We start from the raw sequence: 25,706 nt of genomic DNA on the forward strand, positions 1-25,706 counted from the left end.
ACCGGCCGGGTGAGCCGCGCACGCCCGGAGGTCCCGGCCCCCGACCCGTCCCTGCCCGTGCCCGCCGGGCTCGTGGTGGTGGACAAGCCCGCCGGCTGGACCAGCCACGACGTCGTCGCCCGGCTGCGCCGGCTGGCCGGCACCCGCAAGGTCGGCCACGCCGGCACGCTGGACCCCATGGCCACCGGCGTGCTCGTGGCCGGCATCGGCCGCGCCACCCGTCTGCTGACCTACGTCGTGGGCCAGGACAAGACCTACGAGGCCGTCCTGCGCCTGGGGGTCTCGACCGTGACCGACGACGCCGAGGGCGAGCCGACCGCCGTCGCCGACCCCGCGGCCGTCGCCGCCGTGACCGACGGGGCCGTGGCCGCCGCCGCTGCCCGGCTCACCGGGGACCTCATGCAGGTCCCCGCGTCGGTGAGCGCGATCAAGGTGGACGGCCGGCGCGCCTACGCCGAGGTCCGCGCCGGCAAGGACGTCGAGCTCGCCGCCCGCCCCGTGACGGTGCACGCCTTCGACGTCCACCGGATCACCCGCACGGACGACGGCGCCGGGCACCCCGTGGTCGACGTCGAGGCCACCGTGACCTGCAGCTCCGGGACCTACGTGCGGGCGCTGGCCCGCGACCTCGGCGCCGGCCTCGGCGTCGGCGGGCACCTCACGGCGCTGCGCCGCACCCGCGTCGGCGCCCTCGGGCTCGAGCACGCCGCGACCCTCGAGGAGCTCGCCGCCCACGTGGCCGCCGGCCGGCCCCTGCCCGTCACCGCCCCCGAGGAGGCCGCCGCCGGGCTGTTCCCCGTCCGCCGGCTCACCGCCGCGGAGGCCGGCGACCTCGCCCACGGCCGCCGGATCGGCCCCACCGGGGGACCGGACGGGACCGGGACCGGGACCGTCACCGCGGGCCTGGCCCCCGACGGGCGGCTCGTGGCCCTGCTGCGCGACCGCGGGCTGCCCGGCGAGCGCACCGCCAAGCCCGAGCTCGTGCTGCTGCCGGGGGAGCGCTTCGACGGCGGCCCCCGAGCGGGGGAGGAGCGGTGATGCCGGGCGGCTGGGACTGGTGGTTCTGGACCGCCGCGGTCCTGGGCGCGGTCTCCGCGCTGGTGTGCACCGTGCAGGCCCTGCGCGGGCGCCGCCCCGACGACCTCACCCAGGGCTCCGTGCTGCTGCTCGAGGCCTTCCTGCTCGTCTACGCGGCCGGTTCCGTGCTCATGCACCTGCTCGGGCCCGGCCCCACCGGCTCGGCCCTCGAGTACTGGGGCTACCTGCTCACGGCCCTGCTCGTGCCGGCCGGGACCTTCGTGTGGTCCCTCGTGGAGCGCTCGAGCTGGTCGAACTGGGTGCTGGCGGCGGCGGGCCCCGTCGTCGTCGTCATGGTCTACCGGATGAACGTGATCTGGTACTACCAGTGAGCCGCCCCGACCCCGTCCCCGTCCCGTCCGCGCAGGAGCCGACCCCGTGACCACAGACCGCGAGACCCCGCAGGCCCGCCCCGGCGGGCGCTCCCGCCTCCAGCAGCGCTTCGGCCCCCGCGCCGGCGCCGTGCGCACCGACGCGAAGGCCTCCGGCTTCGGCCGGCTCGTCGTCGTGGTCTACGGGGTGTTCTCCCTCTCCGCCGGGGTGCGCTCGCTCTACCAGATCCTCACCGACTTCCCGGCGGCGCCCCTGCCGTACCTGCTCTCGGCGCTGGCGGCGGCCGTCTACGTCCTCGCGACCGTCGCCCTGGCCCGCCCCGGCGCCCGGTGGCACCGGGCGGCGACCGCCGCCGTGCTGGTCGAGCTCGCCGGCGTGCTGGGCGTCGGGCTGCTCTCGGTGCTCGCCCCGCAGCTGTTCCCGGAGCAGAGCGTGTGGTCGCACTTCGGCGCCGGCTACGGCTACGTCCCCCTCGTCCTGCCCTTCGTCGGCCTCGTGTGGCTGTGGCGCTCCCGCCCCGGCCGCCCCCGCGCCTGACCCGAACCCCGACCTGCACAGGAGCCCGCCCATGCCCGCCCTCCTCGCCGGCGCCGAGCACTACGACGTCCCCGTGCTCGACGACGGCACCGTGCGCCTGCGCCGGCTCGAGCCGCGCGACGTCCCCCAGCTGGCGCTCAACTGCGCCGACCCCGCGGCCGCCGAGTTCACCACCGTCCCGCTGGGCTACACCGAGGACGACGCCCGGTGGTACGTCGGGCAGTTCGTGCCGGAGGCCTGGCGGGCCGGGCGGGAGTACAACTGGGCGGCCGTGGACGCCGCCACCGACCGGCTGTGGGGCACCGTGGGCCTCAACGCCCTGCGGGGCACCACCGCCGACGTCGGGCTCAACTTCGGCCCCCACGCCCGCGGCACCGGAGCCGCCGAGGCCGCCTGCCGGCTGCTGCTCGACCACGCGTTCCCCGCGCTCGGGCTCACCTATGCTTACTGGATGGCCAAGGTCCCCAACTGGGCCAGCCGGAAGCTCGCGTGGAAGCTCGGCTTCCGGTCCCCGGTGCGGATCGACGGGTTCATGGAGCAGCGCGGCGCCTCGGTGGACGCCTGGATCCTGACCCTCGCGGCCGGCGACCCCCGCACTCCCACGACCGCCTGGGACGGGCCGCCCGCCCCCGGGGGCGCGGGACCGGAGCGGCGGCCGTGACCGCCGGGCGCGCCTGCACCGCCGGCCCCCACCGCCGCCCTGTCCGCCCCTGCGAGGAGAACCGTGTACCGCTGGCGCAAGCTCACTGACGTCCCCCCGAGCACCGGCCCGTCCGTGGTCACCATCGGCAACTTCGACGGCGTCCACCGGGGGCACCAGCAGGTGATGCGCCGGCTCGTGGCCACCGCCCGCGAGCGCGGCTGGTCCTCCGTGGTCGTGACCTTCGACCCGCACCCCGCCCAGGTGCACCGGCCGGGGGACCACCCCGGGCTGATCATGGGCACCGAGGACAAGCTCGACGCCCTGGAGGGCACGGGCGTGGACGCGGTGCTGGTGCTGGAGTACACCCCGGAGCTGGCCGCGCAGACCACCGAGGAGTTCGTGCTCGGGGCGCTGGTCGGGCCCCTGGGCGCCCGGTGCCTGGTCGTCGGCTCCGACACCCGCCTGGGCCGGGACAACACCGGCAACGTCGACACGCTGCGGGCGCTGGGGCGGCGCCACGGCTTCGAGGTCGTCGTCGTCGACGACCTGCTCGATCCCGCCCCCGAGGCCGACGCGCACGCCCCGGAGGCCGTCGCCGGGCGGCGGTGCTCCTCCACCTGGATCCGCTCCTGCCTGCAGGCCGGCGACGTCCGGGCCGCGGCCCGGCTGCTCGGGCGCAACCACCGGGTGCGGGGCGAGGTCGTGCACGGGGCCGCCCGGGGCCGGGAGCTGGGCTACCCGACGGCGAACCTCGCCCCGGACGCGGCCGGGTTCGTCCCCGCCGACGGCGTCTACGCCGGGTGGCTCGTCGACGCCCACGGCACCCGGTGGCCCACGGCGATCTCCGTCGGGTCGAACCCGACCTTCGAGAACGTGCCCCGCCAGGTCGAGGCCCACGTGCTCGACCGCCCGGAGGAGCCGGTGGAGGACTTCGACCTCTACGGCCAGGAGGTCGCGGTCGAGTTCGTGGAGCGGCTGCGCGGGATGGTCGCCTACGAGGGCGTCGACAGGCTCGTCGCGCAGATGGACGACGACGTCGCCCGCGCCCGGCGGATCCTCGCCGCCGAGGCCTGAGCCGGCCCCGGGGGCGGTGCCGCCGGGGCCGGTCCCGGCCTCACATCTCCTCGTGCTCGTCCGGGTCGTAGCCGGAGGCGCTCAGGCCCGTGTGCAGCAGCCGCATCCGGTGCATCTGCTCCTCGTCCAGCTCCCAGTCGAGCACGTCGAGGTTCTCCGCCATCCGCTGCGGGTCCGAGGTCTTGGGGATCGGGACGGTGTGCGACTGCAGGTGCCAGCGCAGCACCACCTGCGCCGGGGTGCGACCGGTCCGCCGGGCGATCCGCGCGATCCACGGGTGCTCCAGGATGTCCGTCTTGCGCCCCAGCGGCGACCACGCCTGGGTGATGATCCGGTGCTCCTCGTGGAAGGCCCGCAGCCGCTCCTGCTGGTACTGCGGGTGCAGCTCGACCTGGTTCACCGCCGGGGTCTCCCCGGTCTCCGCCAGGAGCCGGCGCACGTGGGCGGGCGTGAAGTTGGACACCCCCACCGAGCGCACGAGGCCCTCGTCGCGCAGCCGCAGCATCGTCCGCCAGGTCTCCGCGTAGCGGTCCACGGAGGGGTTGGGCCAGTGGATGAGGTAGAGGTCGACGTAGTCGGTGCCCAGCCGCCGCAGCGACCCCTCGAGGGAGCGGCGCACCGAGTCCGTGCCGTGGTCGCGGCCCGGCAGCTTGGTGGTGACGAACACCTCCGAGCGCGGGACGCCCGAGGCGGCGATCCCGCGGCCCACACCCGTCTCGTTGCCGTAGTTCACGGCCGTGTCCACCATCCGCCAGCCGCGCATCAGGGCCTCGGCGACGTCCGCCTCGGCCTGCGCGTCGTCCATGGGGTAGGTGCCCAGCCCGATCACCGGGATGCGCCGGCCGTCCCGCATCACGTGCGTGCGGTCCGCCGGGACCGTGCCCACCTGGTCTTTCGTGCTCACGCGCTGCTCCTCGCTGTGCTCGCCGTCGTGCTGTCCCCGTCCATCCTGGCCCATTCGCGGCCGATCGGGGACTCCCCGCCCCGGGCGCGCCCGGGCCGCGGCTGGGGTGCGGCGGGACCGTCCGCTAGACTGGACGGCGGTCCGACTGCAGTCCGTGGTTGTCGGACCCCCGGGCCCGCCCGGGACCCGGGGACGAACCCGCCGCCCGGGCCGCACGGTACTGACTCGAACGGAGTTATCACGTGGCACTCGACGCCGCCGTCAAGCAGCAGATCATCACGGAGTACGCGACCCACGAGGGCGACACCGGTTCGCCCGAGGTGCAGATCGCGGTGCTGACCCGACGGATCTCGGACCTCACCGAGCACCTGAAGCAGCACAAGCACGACCACCACACCCGCCGCGGCCTGATGGCCCTGGTCGGTCGCCGCCGCCGCATGCTGACCTACCTGCGCGACACCGACATCACGCGCTACCGCTCGCTCATCGAGCGGCTCGGCCTGCGCCGCTAGTCCGGTCCCGGCGGCGCCCTCCTCCCCGGAGGGCGCCGCCCGCCCGGCCCGCACCGGGCCGGGCGGCCCCCGCAGGACCACCGAAGCACGACCAAGAACACCAGCACCCAGGAGGGGACCTCCGCGCGGACCACATCGCGGTCCTCGGTAGTGATCTCCGGAACCCGGACGGCTCACGGCCGCCGGCGGTCCGTGGATCTCGATCGAAGACCGGGTGGCCGCGGGACGTCCCGCCGCACACGAAACGGAGGTGACCCGTGGAGGGTCCCGAGATCCAGTACGCCGAGGCCGTCATCGACAACGGCTCCTACGGGAAGCGCACCGTGCGCTTCGAGACCGGCCGGCTCGCCAAGCAGGCCGCCGGCGCCGCCCTCGTCACCATCGACGAGGACACCACCCTGCTCTCCGCGACCACGGTGGGCAAGTCCCCGCGCGAGGGCTTCGACTTCTTCCCCCTGACGGTGGACGTCGAGGAGCGCATGTACGCCGCCGGGCGCATCCCCGGCTCCTTCTTCCGCCGCGAGGGACGCCCCTCCACGGACGCGATCCTCACCTGCCGGCTGATCGACCGCCCGCTGCGCCCCGCCTTCGGCAAGGGCATCCGCAACGAGGTCCAGGTCGTCGTCACGGTCCTGTCCATCAACCCGGACGAGATCTACAACACCGTGGCGATCAACGCCGCCTCGATGTCCACCTCGCTGTCCGGGATGCCCTTCCAGGGCCCCATCGGCGGCGTGCGCATGGCCCTGATGGCCGGCCCGGGCGGGACCCACCAGTGGGTGGCCTTCCCGAAGCACTCCCAACTCGAGAACGCGGTGTTCGACATGGCCGTGGCCGGGCGCGCGGTGACCGCCGCCGACGGCACCGAGGACGTCGCGATCATGATGGTCGAGGCCGAGGCCACCGACAACTCCTGGGAGCTGATCAAGGCCGACGGCGCCGTGGCCCCCACCGAGGAGCTCGTGGCCGAGGGCCTCGAGGCCGCCAAGCCCTTCATCAAGGCCCTGTGCGACGCCCAGGCCGACCTCAAGGCGCGAGCCGCCCGGCCCGCCCTCGAGCTGCCCCGCTTCGGCGGCTTCGGCGACGACGTCCGCGACGCCGTGGCGCAGGCCGCCGGCACCCGGCTGGCCGAGGTCTACTCGATCGCCGGCAAGCAGGAGCGCGAGGCCGCCACCGACGAGCTGCACCACGCCGTGCTCGCCGAGCTCACCGGCGAGGGCAAGCCCTTCGCCGACCGCAAGGACGAGGTCAACGGCGCCTACCAGGCCCTGACCAAGCACACCGTGCGCCAGCGGATCCTCACCGAGCAGGTGCGCATCGACGGCCGCGGGCTGACGGACATCCGCCAGCTCACCGCCGAGGTCGAGGTCCTCCCGCGGGTGCACGGCTCGGCGATCTTCGAGCGCGGCGAGACCCAGATCATGGGCGTGACCACGCTGAACATGCTCAAGATGGAGCAGCAGATCGACTCGCTGTCCCCGGTGAAGACCAAGCGCTACGTCCACCACTACAACTTCCCGCCGTACTCCACCGGCGAGACCGGCCGCGTGGGCTCGCCCAAGCGCCGCGAGATCGGTCACGGCGCCCTCGCCGAGCGGGCCATCACCCCGGTGCTGCCCTCCCGCGAGGAGTTCCCCTACGCGATCCGCCAGGTCTCCGAGGCGCTGGGCTCCAACGGCTCCACGTCGATGGGCTCCGTGTGCGCCTCGACCCTGTCGCTGCTCAACGCCGGCGTGCCCCTGCGCGCCCCGGTCGCCGGCATCGCCATGGGCCTGGTCTCCGACGAGGTCGACGGCGAGACCCGCTACGCCGCCCTGACCGACATCCTCGGCGCCGAGGACGCGCTCGGCGACATGGACTTCAAGGTCGCCGGCACCGCCGAGTTCGTCACCGCCATCCAGCTCGACACCAAGCTCGACGGGATCCCGTCCTCCGTGCTGGACGCCGCGCTGACCCAGGCCCGCGAGGCCCGCCTGCACATCCTCGAGGTGATGACCGGCGCGATCAGCGAGCCCGACGAGATGAGCGAGTTCGCCCCGCGCGTGATCTCCGTGACCGTGCCCGTCTCCAAGATCGGCGAGGTCATCGGCCCCAAGGGCAAGATGATCAACCAGATCCAGGAGGACACCGGCACCGACATCTCCATCGAGGACGACGGCACCGTCTACATCGGCGCGACCGACGGCCCCTCCGCCGAGGCGGCCCGGGCGGCGATCAACGCGATCGCCAACCCGCAGGTCCCCGAGGTCGGCGAGCGCTACCTGGGCACCGTGGTCAAGACCACCGCCTTCGGCGCGTTCGTGTCGCTGACCCCGGGCAAGGACGGGCTGCTGCACATCTCGGAGCTGCGCAAGCTCAACGAGGGCAAGCGCGTCACCGACGTCGAGGACGTCCTCGGCGTGGGCCAGAAGGTCCAGGTGGAGATCACCAAGGTCGACGACCGCGGCAAGCTCTCCCTCGCCCCCGTCGTGGCCGAGGAGCCGGGGGAGGCCGCCGAGGCCGAGCCCGCCGACCAGGACTGAGCCCGCCCCGGGCACCCGCCCGGGCCGAGCCCACCACCGCAGCACCGCGCAGCCTCCGGCTGCCGGACGAGCACAGGAGCAGATCTCCCGCATGACGGCAGTCGAGCTGCCGCTGGAGGCGGGCGGCCGCGCCCCGGGGTCCACCCCCGGGCCGGGCGCCCGCCTCTCGGCGGTTCCCCCCACCGGATTCACCCACACCCTGCACGAGGGGGAGGGCGGCAGCGCCGTCCGGCGCACGGTGCTGCCGTGCGGGACCCGCGTGCTCACCGAGCGGATGCCCGGCCAGCGGGCGGTGACCGTCGGCTTCTGGGTGGGCGTGGGCTCGCGCGACGAGCAGCCCGGCCGCCTGGGCTCGACGCACTTCCTCGAGCACCTGCTGTTCAAGGGCACCGCCCGCCGCTCGGCCCTGCAGATCGCCGAGGCCTTCGACGAGGTCGGCGGGGAGTCCAACGCGGCCACCGCCAAGGAGCACACGTGCTACTACGCCCGCGTGCTCGCCGAGGACCTGCCGATGGCGGTCGACGTCATCACCGACATGGTCGCCTCCGCCGTGCTCGACCCCGAGGAGCTCGAGCGCGAGCGCGGGGTGATCCTGGAGGAGCTGGCGATGGACAAGGACGACCCCGAGGACGTCGCCTTCGAGGAGTTCACCCAGCGCGTGCTGGGGGAGCACCCGCTGGGCCGGCCCATCGGCGGGACCCCCGAGGAGATCCTCGCCGTGCCCCGCGACGCCGTCGTCGAGCACTACCGGCGCCACTACCGGCCCGAGGCCCTCGTGGTGACGGCGGCCGGCGGGCTCGAGCACGAGGTGGTCGTGGCGCTCGTGGCCGAGGCCCTCGAGCGCGCCGGCTGGGACCCCTCCCGCCCGGCCGCGCCCGTGCCCCGGCGCGAGCGCACCCCGGCGCCGCTGGCCCCGGCCTGGGGCGAGCACGTCCTGGACCGGCCCGTCGAGCAGGCCAACGTCGTCGTGGGCCGGCCCGGGATCGTCGCCGGCGACGACCGGCGCTTCGCGATGACCGTGCTCAACGCCGCCCTGGGCGGGGGGATGTCCTCCCGGCTGTTCCAGGAGATCCGGGAGCGGCGCGGACTGGCCTACAGCACCTTCTCCTTCTCCGGGGCCTACTCCGACGCGGGCTACTTCGGCATGTACGCCGGGTGCCTGCCCGCCCGCACGGGCGAGGTCGTGGCGCTGATGACGGGCGAGCTCGAGAAGCTCGCCGCGCACGGGCCGGCCCCCGAGGAGCTGCGCAAGGTCGTCGGCCAGCTCGGCGGCGGCACGGTCCTGGCGCTGGAGGACACCGGCTCGCGGATGTCGCGGCTGGGCTCGGCCGAGCTGAAGGCGGGGGAGTTCCTGGACCTCGACGAGTCGCTGCGGCGCGTGCGCGCCGTCACCGCCGAGCAGGTCCGCGAGCTCGCCGCCGAGCTGGCCGAGGGCCCCGTGGTCACCACCGTCGTGGCGCCGGCGCGCCCGTGAGCACCGTCTAGAGTGGGGACCATGACCGAGCGCACCGCACCCGTCCCGCCGCCCCCCGGACCCGCCGGCTCCCCGGAGGACCCCGCCGACCTGCGCGTGGCCGTGCTCGGCGCCCGCGGCCGGATGGGCAGCGAGGCCGTGCAGGCCGTGCGCCGCGCCGAGGGCCTGCAGCTGGTCGCGGAGCTCGGCTCGGAGGACTCCCTCGAGGCTCTCGTGGCCGCCGGCGCGCAGGTCGTCGTCGACCTCACCGTGCCCTCGGCCACCGAGGCCAACGTGCGCTTCGCCGTCGAGCACGGCATCCACGCCGTCGTGGGCACCACGGGCTGGGACGAGGAGTCCCTCGACCGGCTGCGCGCGCTGCTGGAGCGCCACCCCGGCACCGGCGTGCTGATCGCCCCCAACTTCTCCATCGGCGCGGTCCTGGCCATGCGCTTCTCCGCCCTCGCCGCCCGCTTCTTCGAGTCGGTCGAGATCGTCGAGCTGCACCACCCGGACAAGGTCGACGCCCCCTCGGGCACGGCCGCGCGCACCGCGGCCCTGGTCGGGCGCGCCCGCCGCGAGGCCGGGGTGGCCCCGTCCCCGGACGCCACCCAGCAGGACCCGCACGGGGCCCGCGGGGCCGTGGTCGAGGACGTGCACGTGCACTCGGTGCGGCTGCGCGGGCTGGTCGCCCACCAGGAGACCCTGCTCGGCGGCACCGGCGAGCAGCTGACGATCCGCCACGACTCCTTCGACCGGATCTCCTTCATGACCGGCGTGGTCCTCGCCGTGCGCGAGGTCGGCTCCCGTCCCGGGCTCACCCACGGGCTCGAGGGCTACCTCGACCTGGGGCTGTGACCCCGTGAGCTCGGTGCGCACCTGGGGCTGGGCCCTGCTCGCCGCCGCCCTGCTGACGCTGTGGCTGCTCCCGATCCCCGGCGGGTCCAAGCTGTGGCTGCTCGCGGTCCTGGCCTTCGCCGGGGTCTTCACGCTGCTCGAGGCCGGCGGCCGCGACCGCCTGCTCGCGGGCGCCATGGTCGCCCTGCTCGTGGTCTACCTGGGGCTGAGCCTGCACCGGGCGGTGCTGCTGCTGGGCGCCGGGGGCTGGATCGCCACCGGCTTCGGCCTGGCCCTGATCGCCCTGCCCGCCGTCGGCGCGTGGGCGATGGTGCGCGAGATCGCCTTCGGCGTGCGCACCGAGCGCCTGGCCCGCGCCCTCGAGGCCGAGGGCGGGCTGCCCGCCGACGACCTGCCCCGCACCCCCGGCGGCCGCATCGAGCGCGGCGCCGCCGACGCCCGGTTCGCCGAGGAGCGGGCCCGCGCCGAGGCCGCCCCGGGGGACTGGCGCAGCTGGTACCGGCTCTCCCTGGCCTACGCCGCCGCGGGGGACCGCACCCGCGCCCGCTCGGCCATGCGCGACGCCGTGGCCCTGTCCCGGGGCCGGCCCGCCCGCAACGTCGAGCCCGCCGGCCCGGCCGGCCCGGCGGGCTGAGCCCGTGGCCCCCACCGGCACCCCCGCGGCGCCCGCCCGCCCCCGCCGCGGCGCGGGGGCCCGCGCCGAAGCGGTACGCTGGCACCCATGACTGCTTCACCGGAGACCCCGCGCACCGACCGCCCCGCGGCCGAGGACCGGCCCCTGTTCGGGACCCTGCTCACGGCCATGATCACCGTCTTCGCCGAGGACGGCTCCGTGGACCTCGACGGCACCGTCGCCGTCGCGCAGCAGCTGGTCGACGACGGCTGCGACGGGCTCGTGGTCTGCGGCACCACCGGGGAGTACTCCACGATGACCGACGAGGAGAACCTCTCGGTCTTCCGGGCCGTCAAGGACGCCCTCGGCGGGCGCGTGCCCCTGCTGGCCGGCACCGGCTCCAACGACACCGAGCACTCCCGCCACCTGTCCCGGGAGGCCCAGAAGATCGGCATGGACGGGCTGCTCATCGTCACCCCGTACTACAACAAGCCCACCCAGGCCGGTGTGGAGGCCCACTTCCGCAGCCTCGCGGACTCCGTGGACCTGCCCATCATGCTCTACGACATCCCCGGCCGCACCGGCATCCCCCTCGAGCCGGAGACCCTGATCTCCCTGGCCGCCCACCCCAACATCGTGGCCGTCAAGGACGCCAAGGCGGACCTGTTCGCCGCCACCCGGGTGCTGGCCGAGACCGACCTGCTCTACTACTCCGGCGACGACGGCCTGACCCTGCCCTGGATGGCGATCGGCGCCGCCGGGCTGATCGGCGTCACCACGCACGTGGCCACCGCCCGCTACCGCGAGCTCGTCGACGCGGTGCGCGCCGGCGACCTGGCGACCGCCCGCCGGATCAACTTCGAGCTCGAGCCCGTGGTCCGCGCGACCATGACCCGGGCTCCCGGCGCCGTGGCCGCCAAGACGATCCTCTCGTGGCAGGGCCGCCTGCCGCACCCCACCGTGCGCCTGCCGCACGTGCCCCTCACGCCGGCCGAGGCCGCCCTGGTCCGCGCGGACCTCGAGGGCTCCGTCCTCGCCGGCACCCTTCTCGAGACCATCGACTGAACGAAAGGGGTCTCATGACCCGATTCACCGCCGACCTCTCCACGCCCCCCGCGCTCGGCAAGGACGTCCTGCGCGTCGTCCCGCTGGGCGGGCTGGGCGAGGTGGGGCGGAACATGACCGTGTTCGAGATCAACGGGCAGCTGCTCGTGGTCGACTGCGGCGTCCTCTTCCCCGAGGAGACCCAGCCCGGCGTCGACCTGATCCTGCCCGACCTCAACCACATCGTCGACCGGCTCGACGACGTCGTCGCCGTGGTCCTGACCCACGGCCACGAGGACCACATCGGCGCGGTGCCGTACCTGCTCAAGCGCCGCCCCGACATCCCCGTGATCGGCTCCCAGCTGACCCTCGCGCTGATCGAGGCGAAGCTGCAGGAGCACCGCATCAAGCCCTACACCATGGCGGTGCGCGAGGGGCAGGTGGAGCACCTGGGCGAGTTCGAGTGCGAGTTCGTCGCCGTGAACCACTCCATCCCGGACGCCCTGGCCGTGTTCCTGCGCACGAAGGCCGGCACGGTGCTGCACACCGGCGACTTCAAGATGGACCAGCTGCCCCTGGACGGGCGGATCACGGACCTGCGCCACTTCGCCCGGCTGGGCGAGGAGGGCGTGGACCTGTTCCTCACCGACTCCACCAACGCCGAGGTCCCCGGCTTCACCCCCACGGAGAAGCACATCGGCCCGGTGCTTGCCGACGTCATCGGCCGCGCCCCCAAGCGCGTGGTCGTGGCCTCGTTCTCCTCCCACGTCCACCGCGTGCAGCAGGTCCTCGACGCCGCCGCCGAGCACGGGCGCAAGGTCGTGTTCATGGGCCGGTCGATGATCCGCAACATGACCATCGCCGAGAAGCTGGGCTACCTCGAGGTCCCGCCGAACACCCTGATCGACCAGAAGCGCCTCGACGACCACCCCGACTCCAAGGTCGTCATCATGTGCACCGGCTCCCAGGGCGAGCCGATGGCCGCCCTGTCCCGGATGGCCAACGGCGACCACAAGGTCCAGCTCGACGAGGGCGACACCGTGATCCTCGCGTCGTCGCTGATCCCCGGCAACGAGAACTCCGTGTTCCGGATCATCAACGGGCTCATGCGCCTGGGCGCCCACGTCGTGCACAAGAGCAACGCCAAGGTGCACGTCTCCGGCCACGCCGCCGCCGGCGAGCTGCTGTACTGCTACAACATCGTCGAGCCCGAGTACGTCATGCCCGTCCACGGCGAGGTGCGCCACCTGATCGCCAACGGCAAGCTCGCCGAGGAGACCGGCGTGCCCACCGACCACGTGCTGTACGCGGTCAACGGCACGGTCGTCGACATGGCCGGCGGGCAGGTCCGGGTCACCGGGCAGGTCGAGTGCGGCGACGTCTACGTGGACGGGTCCTCGGTGGGGGAGATCACCGACGCCGACCTCAAGGACCGGCTGATCCTCTCGGAGGAGGGGTTCATCTCCGTCATCACGGTCGTCAACCGGGACACCGGCAAGGTCGTCACCGGCCCCGACGTCCACGCCCGCGGCGTGGCCGAGGACGACCGGGTCTTCGACGACATCAAGGTGAAGATCGCCGCGGCCCTCGAGGACGCGCTCTCCCACACCGGCAAGAACCACACCACCCAGCAGCTCCAGCAGGTGGTGCGCCGCACGATCGGGGCCTGGGTCTCCCGCAAGCTGCGGCGCAAGCCGATGATCGTGCCCGTCGTCATCGAGGTCTGAGCCCTCCGGCGGCCGGCGACGGCCCCCTCCCGCCCGCGGTGCGACCCGGACGGCAGGGGGCCGTGGTCTACCCTGGGAGGCATGGCGACCCGTACTTCCCCCGCCCGCAAGGGCACCTCGACGTCGCGCGGCAAGAGCTCCTCCTCGTCCGCCCGCTCGTCGGGGTCCTCCCGCGGCCCCGCCCGCTCCTCGCGGGCCCGCGGCTCCTCCGCGCGCACCCCGGCCCCCGCGCCGGGGTCGGGCCCGGCGCGCGCGCTGGGCGCCGCCCTGCTGTGGTGCGCGCGCGTGGTCGCCGGGGCCTGGAACGGCGTGGCCCGCCTCGTGGGCGGGGCGGTGCGGCGGATGGGCACGCCCCGCACCGGGGTGCCCCCCGAGCGCACCCGCGACGGCGGGGCGCTGCTGCTGCTGCTGCTCGGGCTGCTCGTGGCCGCCGTCGAGTGGTGGAACCTGCGCGGGGCCGGCGCGGCGTGGTTGTCCGTGCCCGCCGAGACGGTCCACGCCGTGGCCGCCGGCAGCTTCGGCTGGACCGCCGTGCTCCTGCCCCTGCCCCTGACGGGCTTCGCCCTGCGCCGCTTCCGCCACCCGGAGGAGACCGCGGCCAACAACCGGATCGCGATCGGCCTCGCCGCCGCGGTCGTCGCCTGCGCCGGGCTGTCGCACCTGCTGGGCGGGCGCCCGCCGATGAGCCGCGGCCACGAGGCGATCAGCGCCGCCGGCGGCACCGTCGGCTTCCTGGCGGCCGACCCCCTCAGCGCCCTCGTCACCCCGTTCGGGGCCGGCGCCGTGTTCGCGGCCGTGCTGGCGCTGTCCGTGCTGGTGGTCACCGCGACCCCCGTGAACCTCATCGTGCCGCGGCTCACGCAGGCCTACTGGCGCCTGATGGGCCAGGACGGGCCGGTCTCCGCCACCGACCTCGCCGCCGACGCCCACGACCGCTCCTACCTCGAGCGCCACCACGGCGCGCCCGAGCCCACCCGCCGGCAGAAGCGCCGCGAGCGCAGGAAGGAGGCCGAGGCCGAGCGGCAGCGCGCCCTGGACGGCTACCGCGGCGACGAGGCCTTCGAGCGCGCCGTCGTCGAGGACGGTCAGGCCGTCGACGAGCAGGGCCGCACCCGCGTCTTCGACGTCGACTCCGGGGACCGCCCGGCCCCCGGGACCCGGGCCCGGAAGGCGGCCGCGACCCCGGCCGCCGGCCCGGCCGAGGCGGCCGAGGCCGGGCTGCGTCCGGGGGAGAGGCGCCCGACCCGCGACGAGCTCGCCGCCCAGCAGCTGCGCCGCTACCAGGGCCTCGGGACCCGCGAGGAGCCCGCCGGCCCCGGGACGCCCGGGGCGACCGCGCAGGACACCGCCGCGGGCTCGGGCTCACCGGCCCTCGAGGACGTCGCCGCGCCCGCCGCCCCCTCGACCGGGTCGACGGCCGTCGCCGCCCGCACCCACACCCCCGAGGCCCCGATCCCGGCCCGCTCCGAGCAGCTGCAGCTCGACGGGGACGTCGCCTACTCCCTGCCCGCCGCCGCCTCCCTCGTGCAGGGCCCGCCGGCCAAGGAGCGCTCCGAGGCCAACGACGCCGTCGTCGCGGCGCTGACCAGCGTGCTGGAGCAGTTCAACGTCGACGCCGAGGTCACCGGCTTCTCCCGCGGCCCCACGGTCACCCGGTACGAGATCGAGCTGGGCTCCGGCACCAAGGTCGAGCGCGTCACCGCGCTGTCGAAGAACATCGCCTACGCGGTGGCCTCCGCCGACGTGCGGATCCTCTCGCCGATCCCGGGCAAGTCCGCGATCGGCATCGAGATCCCCAACACCGACCGCGAGACGGTCTCCCTGGGCGACGTCCTGCGCTCGCACAACGCCCGCAAGACCGACCACCCGATGGTCATGGGCGTGGGCAAGGACGTCGAGGGCGGCTACGTCGTGGCGAACCTCGCCAAGATGCCGCACCTGCTCGTCGCCGGCGCCACCGGGGCCGGCAAGTCCAGCTTCGTGAACTCCATGATCGTCTCGCTGCTGATGCGCGCGACCCCGGACGAGGTCCGGATGGTCATGGTCGACCCCAAGCGGGTGGAGCTGACCGCCTACGAGGGCGTCCCGCACCTGATCACCCCGATCATCACGAACCCCAAGAAGGCCGCCGAGGCCCTGCAGTGGGTCGTGCGGGAGATGGACGCCCGCTACGACGACCTCTCGCACTACGGCTACAAGCACATCGACGACTTCAACAAGGCCGTGCGCAACGGCAAGGTCCAGCCGGAGCCGGGCTCGAAGCGGGTCATCCGGCCCTACCCGTACCTGCTCGTGATCGTCGACGAGCTGGCCGACCTCATGATGGTCGCCCCGCGCGACGTCGAGGACGCGATCGTGCGCATCACCCAGCTGGCGCGCGCGGCCGGGATCCACCTGGTGCTCGCGACCCAGCGCCCCTCGGTCGACGTCGTCACCGGCCTGATCAAGGCGAACGTGCCCTCCCGCATGGCCTTCGCGACGTCCTCGGTCACGGACTCCCGCGTGGTCCTGGACCAGCCGGGGGCCGAGAAGCTCATCGGCCAGGGCGACGCCCTGTTCCTGCCCATGGGCGCCTCCAAGCCGATGCGCGTGCAGGGCGCCTGGGTCTCCGAGTCGGAGATCCACGAGGTCGTCGACCACGTCAAGGGCCAGATGGCCGCCCGCTACCGCGAGGACGTGGTGCAGGAGGCGCCGAAGAAGACCATCGACGAGGACATCGGCGACGACCTCGACGTGCTGCTGCAGGCCACCGAGCTGGTGGTCACCACCCAGTTCGGCTCGACCTCGATGCTCCAGCGCAAGCTGCGCGTGGGCTTCGCCAAGGCGGGGCGGCTGATGGACCTGCTCGAGTCCCGCGGCGTCGTCGGGCCCTCCGAGGGCTCCAAGGCCCGCGACGTGCTCGTGAAGCCCGACGACCTCGCCGCGACCCTCGCGGTGATCCGCGGCGAGGACCCGCCTGCGCCGGCCGCCCCGTCCGGCGGGTCCGTGGACTACGGCGAGGACCCCGTCGAGGCCTCCCTCGCCCAGCCCGCCCCGGAGTACCACGACGGCGCCGACGCCGAGGGCTCCGAGGACGCCTGGCAGCTCACCGGCCGCTGAGCCCCGATCCGACGACGACCCAGGAAGGCGGCCCCGATGAGCCCCGCGCAGGACCAGCACCGGCCCTCCAACCTCAACCTGCCCAACGCGCTGACCGCCCTGCGGATCCTGCTCGTGCCCCTGTTCGTGTGGTTCCTGTGGGCCGGCGGGCCCTGGGGCGAGGACGGGCTGGGCATGCGGTGGGCGGCCTTCGGGGTGTTCGCCGCCGCCATGATCACCGACAAGCTCGACGGCGACATCGCCCGGGCCCGCGGGCTGATCACCTCGTTCGGCAAGATCGCCGACCCCATCGCGGACAAGCTGCTCACCGGTGCGGCGTTCGTGGTCCTGTCGATGCTGGGGGAGCTGTGGTGGTGGGTGACGATCGTGATCCTCGTGCGCGAGTGGGGGATCACCGTGCTGCGCTTCGTCGTGATCCGCTACGGGGTGATGGCCGCGTCCAAGGGCGGGAAGCTCAAGACCGTCCTGCAGACCGTCGCCCTCCTCCTGCTGCTGCTGCCGCTCGTGCCCCTGGTCGGCGGCTGGTGGCCCTGGCTGGGCTGGACCGCGATGGCCGCCGCGCTCGTGGTCACGGTCGTCACCGGCGTCGACTACGTGGTCAAGGCCCTGCAGCTGCGCCGCGACGCCCTCGCCGGCCGGGGAGCACCGTGACCGCCCCCGCCCGGCCGGACATCCCGGCCGGGGCACTGGTGGCCGAGGCGGTGCGGCAGGGGCTGACCCTGGCCACCGCCGAGTCCCTCACGGGCGGGGCCCTCGCCGCCGCCGTGGTCGACGTCCCCGGGGCCTCGGCGTGCTTCGAGGGCGCGGTCGTCTCGTACTCGAACCGCGTCAAGGCCGAGGTCCTCGGCGTCCCGGCCGAGCTCCTCGCCGCCCGCGGGTCCGTGGACCCCGAGGTCGCCACCGCCATGGCCGAGGGGGTCCGCCGCCGTCTGGGCACGGACTGGGGCGTGTCCACCACGGGCGTCGCCGGCCCCGAGGCCCACGACGGCCGCCCCGTGGGCACCGTCTACGTCGGCCTCGCCGGCCCGGGCGGGCGGGCGGTGCACGAGCTGCGCCTGTCCGGGGACCGCGCCGCGATCCGCACGGCCACCGTCGCGCAGGCCCTGCGCTTGCTGACCGGTGCCCTCACAGCCAACTCCAAGGAAAAAAGCCGTCCCGGGGGGGAAGAATGGAACCATCAGCGGGGTTAGCAAACAGTGCAGGCCCGCGTCGGGCCGGACGGAGCAGCGCCGGGTGCCGGTCGCGACCGGCGGAGGCTCCGGACCAGGCGGCGGGCACGTCGCAGAGCACGAGGAGACAAGCGATTCAGATGACGAAGCAGCCCGTGTCCGTCAATGGCGTCGTCCGTTGGATGGACGTGGGAGCGGACCACGACGACCGGACCGAGACGAAGGACATGAAGATGGGTGTGTTGCGCCAGGAGATCGGCGAGGTGCTGCGCAGCGTGCGCCAGCGGCAGGGACGCACCCTGCGCGAGGTCTCCCACAGCGCCCGCGTCTCCCTCGGCTACCTCAGCGAGGTCGAGCGCGGGCAGAAGGAGGCGTCCTCCGAGCTGCTCGCCTCGATCTGCGCCGCTCTGGACATCCCCCTGTCCCAGATGCTGCGGGAGGTCGCGGACCGTCTCGCCCACGCCGAGGGCCTGCTGGTCCCGGACACGGTCCCCAGCGACCTCACCGAGCAGTACTCGCGGGAGTTCGGCCGGGTCAGCGGCGGCGAGGCCGCCGCGGCCGGCGCCCGCTGATCCCGGGGACGGCGGAGCCGTCCTCCCCACCGTGCCGCAGGGCCCGCCGGTCGCAGGACCGGCGGGCCCTGCGCCGTCCGCGGCGCCGGACGGCGGTGCCGCCCGCCGGCCCGGGCCGGGGCCGGGCCGCCGACCCGTGACGCGGTCCCGTGGCACCATCGGGAACGGCCGTTCCCCACGACGAAGGAGTCCCCCGTGCGCCTGAGCAGCTTCTGGCAGCTGATGGCCGACGAGTTCGGCCCGGGCTACAGCAAGGTCCTCGCCCGCGACCTCGTGCTCGGCGAGCTGGGCCAGCGCAGCGCCGCCGAGGCCCTCGAGGACGGCGTGGACCCCAAGCAGGTCTGGTTCGCCGTCTGCCGCGCCCAGGACGTCCCCGAGGCGCGGTGGTGGGGCGAGGACCGGCCGCCCCGCGGCTGAGCCCCCGGCGCGGCCGTGGACCCGCGCGCCGTTCGAAGGTATATTCGACCCTGCGGTGCGGGAGGCCGCGTCCGGGCCGAGCGCCGGAGGCCGGTCCCGTCCCCGTCCCCAGGGCCCGCGGAGGGCCTTACGGTGTCGGCCCGCCCCGGTACCGTGGAGCCCGAACCCAGCAGGACGACCCCAGCAGCACCCGGTCCCGACACCGCACCGCGGGGCCCCGAACGACACGAGGTGGAGATCATGGCAGGCAAGGCCAGGACGCAGAGCACGGAGCAGCAGTTCGGCTCCGACCGGGAGAAGGCCCTCGAGACGGTCCTCGCCCAGATCGACAAGAACTACGGCAAGGGCTCGGTCATGCGCCTGGGCGACCGCCCGGCGAGCAAGATCGAGACGGTGCCCACCGGTTCCATCGCCCTCGACGTCGCGCTCGGCATCGGCGGGTTCCCGCGCGGGCGCGTCGTGGAGATCTACGGCCCGGAGTCCTCCGGCAAGACCACGGTCGCCCTCCACGCGGTGGCCAACGTCCAGAAGGCCGGCGGCATCGCCGCCTTCATCGACGCCGAGCACGCGCTCGACCCCTCCTACGCCGAGAAGCTCGGGGTGGACACCGACAACCTGCTCGTCTCCCAGCCGGACACCGGCGAGCAGGCCCTCGAGATCATGGACATGCTCGTCGGCTCGGGCTCCATCGACATCATCGTCATCGACTCGGTCGCAGCACTCGTGCCGAAGGCCGAGATCGAGGGCGAGATGGGCGACAGCCACGTCGGCCTGCAGGCCCGGCTCATGAGCCAGGCGCTGCGCAAGATCACCGGCCGGCTCTCCCACTCGAACACCACGGCGATCTTCATCAACCAGCTGCGCGAGAAGATCGGCGTGTTCTTCGGCAGCCCGGAGACCACCACGGGCGGCAAGGCGCTGAAGTTCTACGCCTCGGTGCGCGTGGACGTGCGCCGGATCGAGACGCTCAAGGACGGGGCCAACCCGGTGGGCAACCGCACCCGCGCCAAGATCGTCAAGAACAAGATGGCCCCGCCCTTCAAGCAGGCCGAGTTCGACATCCTCTACGGCGAGGGCATCTCCACCGAGGGCGGGCTCATCGACATGGGCGTGGAGCACGGGATCGTGAAGAAGTCCGGCGCGTGGTTCACCTACGAGGGCGACCAGCTGGGCCAGGGCAAGGAGAACGCCCGCCGGTTCCTCAAGGACAACCCGGAGCTCGCCGAGGAGATCGAGCGGCGCATCCTGGTCAAGCTCGGGATCGTCGTCGAGGAGGAGGCCGCCGCCGAGGACGAGACGGAGACCGCCCTGCCGGCTGGCCTCGCCGCCGAGGTGCCCGGCCCGGCGTTCTGAGTGCCGTGAGCGAGAGCCCCTACGCACGCCGCCGTCGCCGCTCCGCCGCCCGCTCCCGCGGGCCGGCGGGGCCGGCGGCGGCGTCGTCCGTGGCCGCCGACCCGGAGCCGGACCCCCGGGAGGTGGCGCGGGCGATCGTGCTGCGCCAGCTCACCGCCGGGCCCAGGAGCCGCAGGCAGCTCGAGGACAAGCTCGCCGACCGCGGCGTCCCCGAGGAGATCGCCCGTGCCGTCCTCGACCGCTTCGAGGAGGTCGAGCTCGTCGACGACGCCCAGTTCGCCGAGGTCTACGTCCGGTCCCGCGCCAGCACCCGCAAGCTCTCCCGATCCGCCATCCGCCGCGAGCTCTCCGCCCGCGGCGTCGACGGGGACGTCGCCGAGCAGGCGCTCGCGCAGCGCACCGACGACGACGAGCGCGCCGACGCCGCGGAGCTCGTGCGCCGGAAGCTGCCCGCCGGGGCCGACCTGGCCGACCGCGCCGAGCGGGACCGGGTCGTGCGCCGGCTCGTCGGGATGCTCGGGCGCAAGGGCTACCCGCCCGGCACCGCCTTCGCCGTGGTCAAGGAGGAGCTGGCGGCCCGGGAGGCCTCCGCCGAGGACCTCGAGGAGCCGTGGCCCGGGAGCCCGTGAGCACCCGGGTCCGGGCCCGCCGGGAGCGGCTGACCGCCTGCGCCGCGGGCCTGCTGGGGGAGCCGGTGCGCCTGGAGCCCCTGCCCGGGTCCTCGGGCCGGTCCGTGCTGCACCGGGTCCTCCGCCCGCCCGGCGCCCCGGCGCTGCTGGCGAAGCACTTCCCGCGGCGCGACGGCGCCCGCAACGCCGGCGGCTTCGGCTACCTGCGGGAGCGGGCGGGTGCGGGACTGATCGAGGCGGCCCCTGCGGTGGCCGCCTGGTGCGACGAGCACCGGCTCGTCCTGGTCGAGGACCTCGGCCTCCTCCCCGACCTCGGCTCCCTCCTGCGCGCCGCCCCGCCCGGGCCCGCTGTCCCCGCGGCCCTGCGCGCGTGGGCCCGCGCACTCGGCGCCCAGGCCCGCCCCGACCCCGCCCGCGCCGCCGAGCTCGCCGCCCGGCTCGCCGCCGCCGACCCGGAGGCCCGCGACCCCGGGCGCCTGCCGTCGCCGGGCCTGGCCGACCGCGGCCTGGAGCGGCTCCTGGCCGGGGCGTCCCCCGCGCAGAGCGCGGCGGTGCACGCGGAGCTGGCGGAGCTGCCCGCGCTGCTGCGCCGGGGCCCGCACTCGTGCGTGAGCACCGGCGACCACTCCCCGGCCAACGTGCTGCTCGGCCCCGCGGGCCCGCGCTTCATCGACCTCGAGGGCACCGCCCACCACCACCCGGCGCTCGCCGCGGCCGCCGTGCGCGGCGGCTGGCCGCTCGCCGAGCAGCCCGTCCTGTGGGACCGGGCCACGGGGGAGGAGCTGCTGGCCGAGTTCCTCCGCGGCGGCGGACCGGGGCTGCACGCCCTCGCGGCCGAGCCGCGGTGGCCGCGCCTGGTGGCCCTCGGCGGCGCCCACGCGGTGCTCACCGGCCTCGGGCTGTGCGCCGCCCCCGACCGCGCCCGCGCGCTCGCCGGGTGGGGGGCCCGGGAGACCGCGGCCCAGCTGCCCGCCCTCGCGGCCCGCCTGGACCGCCGGGCCCGGGAGCAGGGGACGGGACGGGGACCGGCCCGGGGCCGTACAATCGATCGGTGATCTCGACCCCCGCCGCACCCGCACCGCACGCCGCCGACGCCCCGCGCACCTACGAGGTGCGCACCTTCGGCTGCCAGATGAACGTCCACGACTCCGAGCGGATCACCGGGCTGCTCGAGGCCTCCGGCTGGGTCCCCGCCGGGGACGCGGAGCCCGACCTGGTGGTCTTCAACACCTGCGCGGTGCGCGAGAACGCCGACAACAAGCTCTACGGCAACCTCGGCCGGCTCGTGCCCGCGAAGCGGCGCAACGAGCGGATGCAGATCGCCGTGGGCGGGTGCCTCGCGCAGAAGGACCAGGACACGATCCTGGAGAAGGCCCCGTGGGTCGACGTCGTCTTCGGCACGCACAACATCGGGTCCCTGCCCGCGCTGCTCGAGCGCGCCCGGCACAACGCCGAGGCCCAGGTCGAGCTGCTCGACGCCCTCGAGGTCTTCCCCTCGACGCTGCCGACCAAGCGCGAGAGCGCCTACTCGGGGTGGGTCTCGATCTCCGTGGGCTGCAACAACACCTGCACGTTCTGCATCGTCCCGTCCCTGCGCGGCAAGGAGCGCGACCGCCGGCCGGGCGAGATCCTCGCCGAGGTTCAGGCCCTCGTCGACGACGGCGCCGTGGAGGTCACCCTCCTGGGCCAGAACGTGAACTCCTACGGCGTGGAGTTCGGCGACCGCGGGGCGTTCGCGAAGCTGCTGCGCGCGTGCGGGCAGATCGAGGGCCTCGAGCGGGTGCGCTTCACGAGCCCGCACCCGGCCGCGTTCACCGACGACGTCATCGACGCGATGGCCGAGACCCCCAACGTCATGCCGCAGCTGCACATGCCCCTCCAGTCGGGCTCGGACCGGGTGCTCAGGGCCATGCGCCGGTCCTACCGGTCCAAGCGGTTCCTGGGCATCCTCGAGCGGGTCCGCGAGCGCATCCCGGACGCGGCGATCACCACCGACATCATCGTGGGCTTCCCCGGGGAGACCGAGGAGGACTTCCGGGCGACGCTCGAGGTCGTCGAGGCCTCCCGCTTCTCCTCGGCCTTCACCTTCCAGTACTCGATCCGCCCGGGCACGCCCGCGGCGCAGATGCCCGACCAGGTGCCCAAGGAGGTCGTCCAGGAGCGCTACGAGCGCCTGACCGCCCTGCAGGACCGGATCGCCGCCGAGGAGAACCGCCGGCTCGTGGGGCGCCGGGTCGAGCTGCTCGTCACCGCCGAGGCCGGGCGCAAGGCCGAGCGCACCCACCGGCTCTCCGGCCGGGCCCGCGACCAGCGCCTCGTGCACTTCTCCGTGCCCGAGGGGGCCGAGGCCCCGCGCCCGGGCGACCTCGTGACCGTGCCCGTGACCGGGGCCGCGGCCTTCCACCTCGTGGCCGACCCGGCCGGTCCCGGCGACTACGCCCTGCGCCGCTCCCGCGCCGGGGACGCCTGGGACCGCCGCCGGGCCGAGTCCTGCGGCGTGTCCGCCGGTCCCGGCGCGGGCGGGCGGGGCAGGGTGGGGCTCGGCATGCCGGCCCTGCCCGGACGGTGAGCGCCCCGTGAGCGCCCGGCCGCCGGTCGTCGCCGTCGTCGGCCCCACGGGCACCGGCAAGTCCGCGCTCGGCGTCGACCTGGCCCGCGCGCTGGGCGGGGAGGTCGTCAACGCCGACGCCATGCAGCTCTACCGCGGCATGGACATCGGCACCGCGAAGATCCCGCCGGCCGAGCGGCACGGGGTCGCCCACCACCTCCTGGACGTCCTCGACGTCACCGAGGAGGCCTCCGTCGCGGACTTCCAGCGCGCCGCGCGCGCGACGATCGCCGGGATCCGGGCCCGCGGGGCGGTGCCCGTGCTCGTCGGCGGCTCCGGGCTCTACGTGCGCGCCGCCCTCGACGTCCTCGAGCTGCCCGGCACCGACCCGCGGGTGCGGGCCCGCCTCGAGCAGGAGCTCGCCGAGCGCGGCCCCGGCCCCCTGCGCGAGCGGCTGCGGCAGGTGGACCCGGACTCGGCCGCCCGGATCCGCGACGACCGGCGGGTCGTGCGCGCCCTGGAGGTGTGGGAGCTCACCGGCCGGCCCTTCACCGCGTTCATGCCGCGGCGGGAGCACCTCGAACCGACCGTCCAGATCGGCCTCGACACCGAGCGCACGGTCCTCCACGACCGGCTGGCCGCCCGGGTGCAGGCCATGGTCGCGGCAGGGCTCGAGGACGAGGTCCGGCGCCTGGCCGCCCGCGGGCTGCGGGAGGGGCGCACCGCCTCCCGGGCGCTGGGCTACGGGCAGTTCCTCGACGTCGTGGACGGCCGGGCGAGCACCGCGGAGGCGGCCGAGGCCACGGTCGTGGCCACCCGGCAGTTCGCCCGCCGCCAGCGCACCTGGTTCCGCGCCGACCCGCGCGTGCGCTGGCTCGACCCCGCCGCCCCCGGGCTGCTCGAGCGGGCCGTGCGGCTGGTGGCGGACGGGCCGGAGCGCTGAGCGGTCCCGGCTATCATGGACCGGTGACCACGCCACGGACGACCCCCGCCCCGACCGCCCCCGCCTCCGCCGACGCCCGCTGGGGCGAGCTGGCGGGCCGGGCGTTCACCAAGGGCCACGGCACCGGCAACGACTTCGTGCTGGTCACCGACCCGCGCGCCGAGCTCGAGCTGGACCCCTCTCTCGTGGCCCGGGTCTGCGACCGCCACCGCGGCCTCGGCGGCGACGGCCTGATCCGCGCCGTGCGCTCCGAGGCCCTGCCGGAGGGCCGGGAGCTGCTCGGCGCCGCCCCGGACGCCGAGTGGTTCATGGACTACCGCAACAACGACGGCTCGGTCGCCGAGATGTGCGGCAACGGGGTGCGCGTGTTCGTCCAGCACCTCGTCGAGGAGGGCCTCGTGACGGTCCCCGAGGGCGAGGTGCTGCGCATCGGCACCCGGGCGGGCGTGCGCACCGTGGGCCGCACCCGCTCCGGCTGGGCCGTGGACATGGGCCCGTGGACGTTCCTCGACGGCGAGGCCGCCCGCTCCCGCGGCTCCGACGCCGTGGTCAGCGCCGGCGGCCTGCAGGTCCCGCGCCCGGCACTGTCGATCGGGATGGGCAACCCCCACACCGTCGTCGCGCTCGCCGAGGGGGAGAAGCTCGACCAGCTGGAGCTGACCACGGCGCCCGTGGTGCGCCCCGAGCCCGAGGACGGGACGAACGTGGAGTTCGTCGTCCCCGGCGACGGCGACGACGACGGCGTGGGCCGCGTGCGGATGCGGGTGCACGAGCGCGGGGTCGGGGAGACCCAGTCCTGCGGCACGGGCGCCTGCGCCGCGGCCGCGGCGACCCGCTTCTGGGGCGGGGCCGGGGCTCCGGACCAGTGGCTGGTGGAGGTCCCCGGCGGCACGGTCTCGGTGACGTTCGTGCCCGCCCCGGACGGGGCCGAGCACGTCGTGCTGGCCGGTCCCGCCGAACTCGTGGCCCGCGGCACCTTCGCCTGAGCCCCGGGGCCCTTCCCGGGCGGGGCGGCCGCCCCGGGCCCGGCAGGACGGGGGCGGCTCAGGGGAGGCGCTCGACGCGCAGCACGCGGAAGCCCTTGTCCGTGGTGGCGCGCGCGACGGCGAAGCCCTCGCCCAGGGCCCCGGACAGCCACTTCTGCAGCGAGTCGGCCCCGAGGTTCTTCTGCACCACGAGCCACGCCGTCCCGCCCGGGGCCAGCCGCGGCAGCCACAGCAGCAGCAGCTCGTGCAGCGCGTCCTTGCCGATGCGGATCGGGGGGTTCGACCAGATCGTGCCGAAGCGCCGCTCCGGGTCCACGTCCTGGGGGCGCAGCGCCTCGACCGTGCCCAGCCCCAGGGCCGCGGCGTTGTCCCGGGTGAGGGCGAGGGAGCGCTCGTTGACGTCCACGGCCGTCACCCGGGCCCCCGGAACCGCGAGGGCCATCGCGAGGGCCACCGGACCCCACCCGCAGCCGAGGTCCAGCAGCTCCCGGCCGGCGGGGTCGGGAACATTCTCGAGCAGCACGGACGTTCCCCTGTCGAGGCCTCGCGGGCTGAAGACCCCGGTGGAGGTCTGCAGCGCCACCTCGCGCCCGCGCAGGCGGACCGTCACCGTCCGCCGCGCCTCCGGCGTCGAGGGGTCCGCCGAGAAGTAGTGCTCGGGCGGGGCGGGGCGGTCGTCGGGGGAGGCCATGG

25 protein-coding genes are annotated in these 25,706 nt (G+C 75.0%); 23 read left to right on the top strand and 2 right to left on the bottom strand.

Annotated elements, in window-relative coordinates:
• Positions 1-9: 9 nt before the first annotated feature.
• The 5 genes from truB (at position 10) to LQU92_RS07605 (ending at position 3,664) form a co-directional block, all read left to right on the top strand.
• Entirely contained in the window at positions 10-1,038 is a 1,029-nt protein-coding gene (gene truB / locus LQU92_RS07585) for a tRNA pseudouridine(55) synthase TruB (RefSeq protein WP_230779534.1), read from the top strand.
• The gene (locus LQU92_RS07590; protein ID WP_058858473.1) at positions 1,038-1,409 is read left to right on the top strand and encodes a hypothetical protein; all 372 of its coding nucleotides are present in this window, start codon (positions 1,038-1,040) and stop codon (positions 1,407-1,409) included. The genes truB and LQU92_RS07590 overlap by 1 nt, the downstream gene beginning before the upstream one ends.
• A gap of 46 nt (positions 1,410-1,455) precedes the next feature.
• On the top strand, positions 1,456-1,947 hold the full coding sequence (locus tag LQU92_RS07595) for a hypothetical protein (RefSeq protein ID WP_180814697.1): 492 nt from the start codon (positions 1,456-1,458) through the stop codon (positions 1,945-1,947).
• Positions 1,948-1,978: 31 nt separating this feature from the next.
• On the top strand, positions 1,979-2,608 hold the full coding sequence (locus LQU92_RS07600) for a GNAT family N-acetyltransferase (protein WP_230779536.1): 630 nt from the start codon (positions 1,979-1,981) through the stop codon (positions 2,606-2,608).
• Between the two features lie 63 nt (positions 2,609-2,671).
• Positions 2,672-3,664 (top strand): bifunctional riboflavin kinase/FAD synthetase, encoded by a 993-nt coding sequence (locus LQU92_RS07605; RefSeq protein WP_230779538.1) that lies wholly within the window; start codon positions 2,672-2,674, stop codon positions 3,662-3,664.
• Between the two features lie 40 nt (positions 3,665-3,704).
• Here LQU92_RS07605 and LQU92_RS07610 read toward each other — a convergent pair whose 3' ends face one another.
• Positions 3,705-4,517, bottom strand: coding sequence for an aldo/keto reductase (locus LQU92_RS07610; protein ID WP_230779652.1), 813 nt, complete (start codon positions 4,515-4,517; stop codon positions 3,705-3,707).
• A 293-nt stretch (positions 4,518-4,810) separates the two neighbouring features.
• Between LQU92_RS07610 and rpsO the strand changes: the two genes are divergently transcribed.
• The 18 genes from rpsO (at position 4,811) to dapF (ending at position 25,013) form a co-directional block, all read left to right on the top strand.
• Entirely contained in the window at positions 4,811-5,080 is a 270-nt protein-coding gene (gene rpsO, locus LQU92_RS07615; protein ID WP_058858476.1) for a 30S ribosomal protein S15, read from the top strand.
• A gap of 257 nt (positions 5,081-5,337) precedes the next feature.
• On the top strand, positions 5,338-7,602 hold the full coding sequence (locus LQU92_RS07620; RefSeq protein ID WP_230779541.1) for a polyribonucleotide nucleotidyltransferase: 2,265 nt from the start codon (positions 5,338-5,340) through the stop codon (positions 7,600-7,602).
• A gap of 91 nt (positions 7,603-7,693) precedes the next feature.
• Positions 7,694-9,076, top strand: coding sequence for a pitrilysin family protein (locus LQU92_RS07625; protein ID WP_230779544.1), 1,383 nt, complete (start codon positions 7,694-7,696; stop codon positions 9,074-9,076).
• Positions 9,077-9,097: 21 nt separating this feature from the next.
• Positions 9,098-9,913, top strand: coding sequence for a 4-hydroxy-tetrahydrodipicolinate reductase (gene dapB, locus LQU92_RS07630; protein WP_083529351.1), 816 nt, complete (start codon positions 9,098-9,100; stop codon positions 9,911-9,913).
• Between the two features lie 4 nt (positions 9,914-9,917).
• The gene (locus LQU92_RS07635) at positions 9,918-10,547 is read left to right on the top strand and encodes a hypothetical protein (RefSeq protein WP_230779547.1); all 630 of its coding nucleotides are present in this window, start codon (positions 9,918-9,920) and stop codon (positions 10,545-10,547) included.
• Positions 10,548-10,634: 87 nt separating this feature from the next.
• Positions 10,635-11,591, top strand: a complete 957-nt coding sequence (gene dapA / locus LQU92_RS07640; RefSeq protein ID WP_255667216.1) for a 4-hydroxy-tetrahydrodipicolinate synthase — start codon at positions 10,635-10,637, stop codon at positions 11,589-11,591.
• 14 nt (positions 11,592-11,605) lie between these two features.
• A complete protein-coding gene (locus tag LQU92_RS07645) occupies positions 11,606-13,297 on the top strand; it encodes a ribonuclease J (RefSeq protein WP_101852612.1) in 1,692 nt (563 codons plus the stop codon).
• A gap of 81 nt (positions 13,298-13,378) precedes the next feature.
• Positions 13,379-16,396, top strand: coding sequence for a DNA translocase FtsK (locus LQU92_RS07650; protein WP_230779550.1), 3,018 nt, complete (start codon positions 13,379-13,381; stop codon positions 16,394-16,396).
• Between the two features lie 36 nt (positions 16,397-16,432).
• The gene (pgsA, locus tag LQU92_RS07655; protein ID WP_101852610.1) at positions 16,433-17,047 is read left to right on the top strand and encodes a CDP-diacylglycerol--glycerol-3-phosphate 3-phosphatidyltransferase; all 615 of its coding nucleotides are present in this window, start codon (positions 16,433-16,435) and stop codon (positions 17,045-17,047) included.
• Positions 17,044-17,586: a CinA family protein gene (locus tag LQU92_RS07660; RefSeq protein WP_230779553.1), complete on the top strand. Its 543-nt coding sequence runs from the start codon at positions 17,044-17,046 to the stop codon at positions 17,584-17,586. Before pgsA ends, LQU92_RS07660 begins: the two co-directional genes overlap by 4 nt.
• A gap of 119 nt (positions 17,587-17,705) precedes the next feature.
• Positions 17,706-18,137, top strand: coding sequence for a helix-turn-helix domain-containing protein (locus LQU92_RS07665; RefSeq protein WP_058858483.1), 432 nt, complete (start codon positions 17,706-17,708; stop codon positions 18,135-18,137).
• 195 nt (positions 18,138-18,332) lie between these two features.
• Positions 18,333-18,554, top strand: coding sequence for a DUF3046 domain-containing protein (locus tag LQU92_RS07670; protein WP_101852609.1), 222 nt, complete (start codon positions 18,333-18,335; stop codon positions 18,552-18,554).
• Positions 18,555-18,794: 240 nt separating this feature from the next.
• Positions 18,795-19,907, top strand: a complete 1,113-nt coding sequence (recA, locus tag LQU92_RS07675; RefSeq protein WP_058859828.1) for a recombinase RecA — start codon at positions 18,795-18,797, stop codon at positions 19,905-19,907.
• Positions 19,908-19,912: 5 nt separating this feature from the next.
• Positions 19,913-20,536: a regulatory protein RecX gene (locus LQU92_RS07680; RefSeq protein WP_230779556.1), complete on the top strand. Its 624-nt coding sequence runs from the start codon at positions 19,913-19,915 to the stop codon at positions 20,534-20,536.
• A complete protein-coding gene (locus LQU92_RS07685) occupies positions 20,533-21,591 on the top strand; it encodes a hypothetical protein (protein ID WP_230779558.1) in 1,059 nt (352 codons plus the stop codon). Before LQU92_RS07680 ends, LQU92_RS07685 begins: the two co-directional genes overlap by 4 nt.
• Positions 21,591-23,105: a tRNA (N6-isopentenyl adenosine(37)-C2)-methylthiotransferase MiaB gene (gene miaB / locus LQU92_RS07690; RefSeq protein WP_308071607.1), complete on the top strand. Its 1,515-nt coding sequence runs from the start codon at positions 21,591-21,593 to the stop codon at positions 23,103-23,105. Before LQU92_RS07685 ends, miaB begins: the two co-directional genes overlap by 1 nt.
• A 7-nt stretch (positions 23,106-23,112) precedes the next feature.
• Complete coding sequence (miaA, locus tag LQU92_RS07695) at positions 23,113-24,027, top strand: tRNA (adenosine(37)-N6)-dimethylallyltransferase MiaA (protein ID WP_230779561.1); 915 nt, start codon at positions 23,113-23,115, stop codon at positions 24,025-24,027.
• A gap of 23 nt (positions 24,028-24,050) precedes the next feature.
• Complete coding sequence (dapF, locus tag LQU92_RS07700) at positions 24,051-25,013, top strand: diaminopimelate epimerase (protein WP_101852605.1); 963 nt, start codon at positions 24,051-24,053, stop codon at positions 25,011-25,013.
• Positions 25,014-25,071: 58 nt separating this feature from the next.
• Here the strand turns inward: dapF and LQU92_RS07705 are convergent, their stop codons facing one another.
• On the bottom strand, positions 25,072-25,704 hold the full coding sequence (locus LQU92_RS07705) for a class I SAM-dependent methyltransferase (protein ID WP_230779563.1): 633 nt from the start codon (positions 25,702-25,704) through the stop codon (positions 25,072-25,074).
• Positions 25,705-25,706: the final 2 nt, after the last annotated feature.

The sequence above is a fragment of the Kocuria sp. LUK genome (assembly GCF_021012935.1).
Lineage (GTDB): Bacteria > Actinomycetota > Actinomycetes > Actinomycetales > Micrococcaceae > Kocuria > Kocuria flava.

What these genes read in the sequence shown, in the direction of transcription:
- LQU92_RS07590 (WP_058858473.1), top strand. Translation starts at nt 1,038, where the DNA reads ATGCCGGGCGGCTGGGACTGGTGGTTCTGGACCGCCGCGGTCCTGGGC.
- LQU92_RS07600 (WP_230779536.1), top strand. Translation starts at nt 1,979, where the DNA reads ATGCCCGCCCTCCTCGCCGGCGCCGAGCACTACGACGTCCCCGTGCTC.
- LQU92_RS07610 (WP_230779652.1), bottom strand. Translation starts at nt 4,517, where the DNA reads ATGCGGGACGGCCGGCGCATCCCGGTGATCGGGCTGGGCACCTACCCC.
- LQU92_RS07625 (WP_230779544.1), top strand. Translation starts at nt 7,694, where the DNA reads ATGACGGCAGTCGAGCTGCCGCTGGAGGCGGGCGGCCGCGCCCCGGGG.
- dapB (WP_083529351.1), top strand. Translation starts at nt 9,098, where the DNA reads ATGACCGAGCGCACCGCACCCGTCCCGCCGCCCCCCGGACCCGCCGGC.
- dapA (WP_255667216.1), top strand. Translation starts at nt 10,635, where the DNA reads ATGACTGCTTCACCGGAGACCCCGCGCACCGACCGCCCCGCGGCCGAG.
- LQU92_RS07645 (WP_101852612.1), top strand. Translation starts at nt 11,606, where the DNA reads ATGACCCGATTCACCGCCGACCTCTCCACGCCCCCCGCGCTCGGCAAG.
- LQU92_RS07650 (WP_230779550.1), top strand. Translation starts at nt 13,379, where the DNA reads ATGGCGACCCGTACTTCCCCCGCCCGCAAGGGCACCTCGACGTCGCGC.
- pgsA (WP_101852610.1), top strand. Translation starts at nt 16,433, where the DNA reads ATGAGCCCCGCGCAGGACCAGCACCGGCCCTCCAACCTCAACCTGCCC.
- LQU92_RS07665 (WP_058858483.1), top strand. Translation starts at nt 17,706, where the DNA reads ATGACGAAGCAGCCCGTGTCCGTCAATGGCGTCGTCCGTTGGATGGAC.
- recA (WP_058859828.1), top strand. Translation starts at nt 18,795, where the DNA reads ATGGCAGGCAAGGCCAGGACGCAGAGCACGGAGCAGCAGTTCGGCTCC.
- LQU92_RS07705 (WP_230779563.1), bottom strand. Translation starts at nt 25,704, where the DNA reads ATGGCCTCCCCCGACGACCGCCCCGCCCCGCCCGAGCACTACTTCTCG.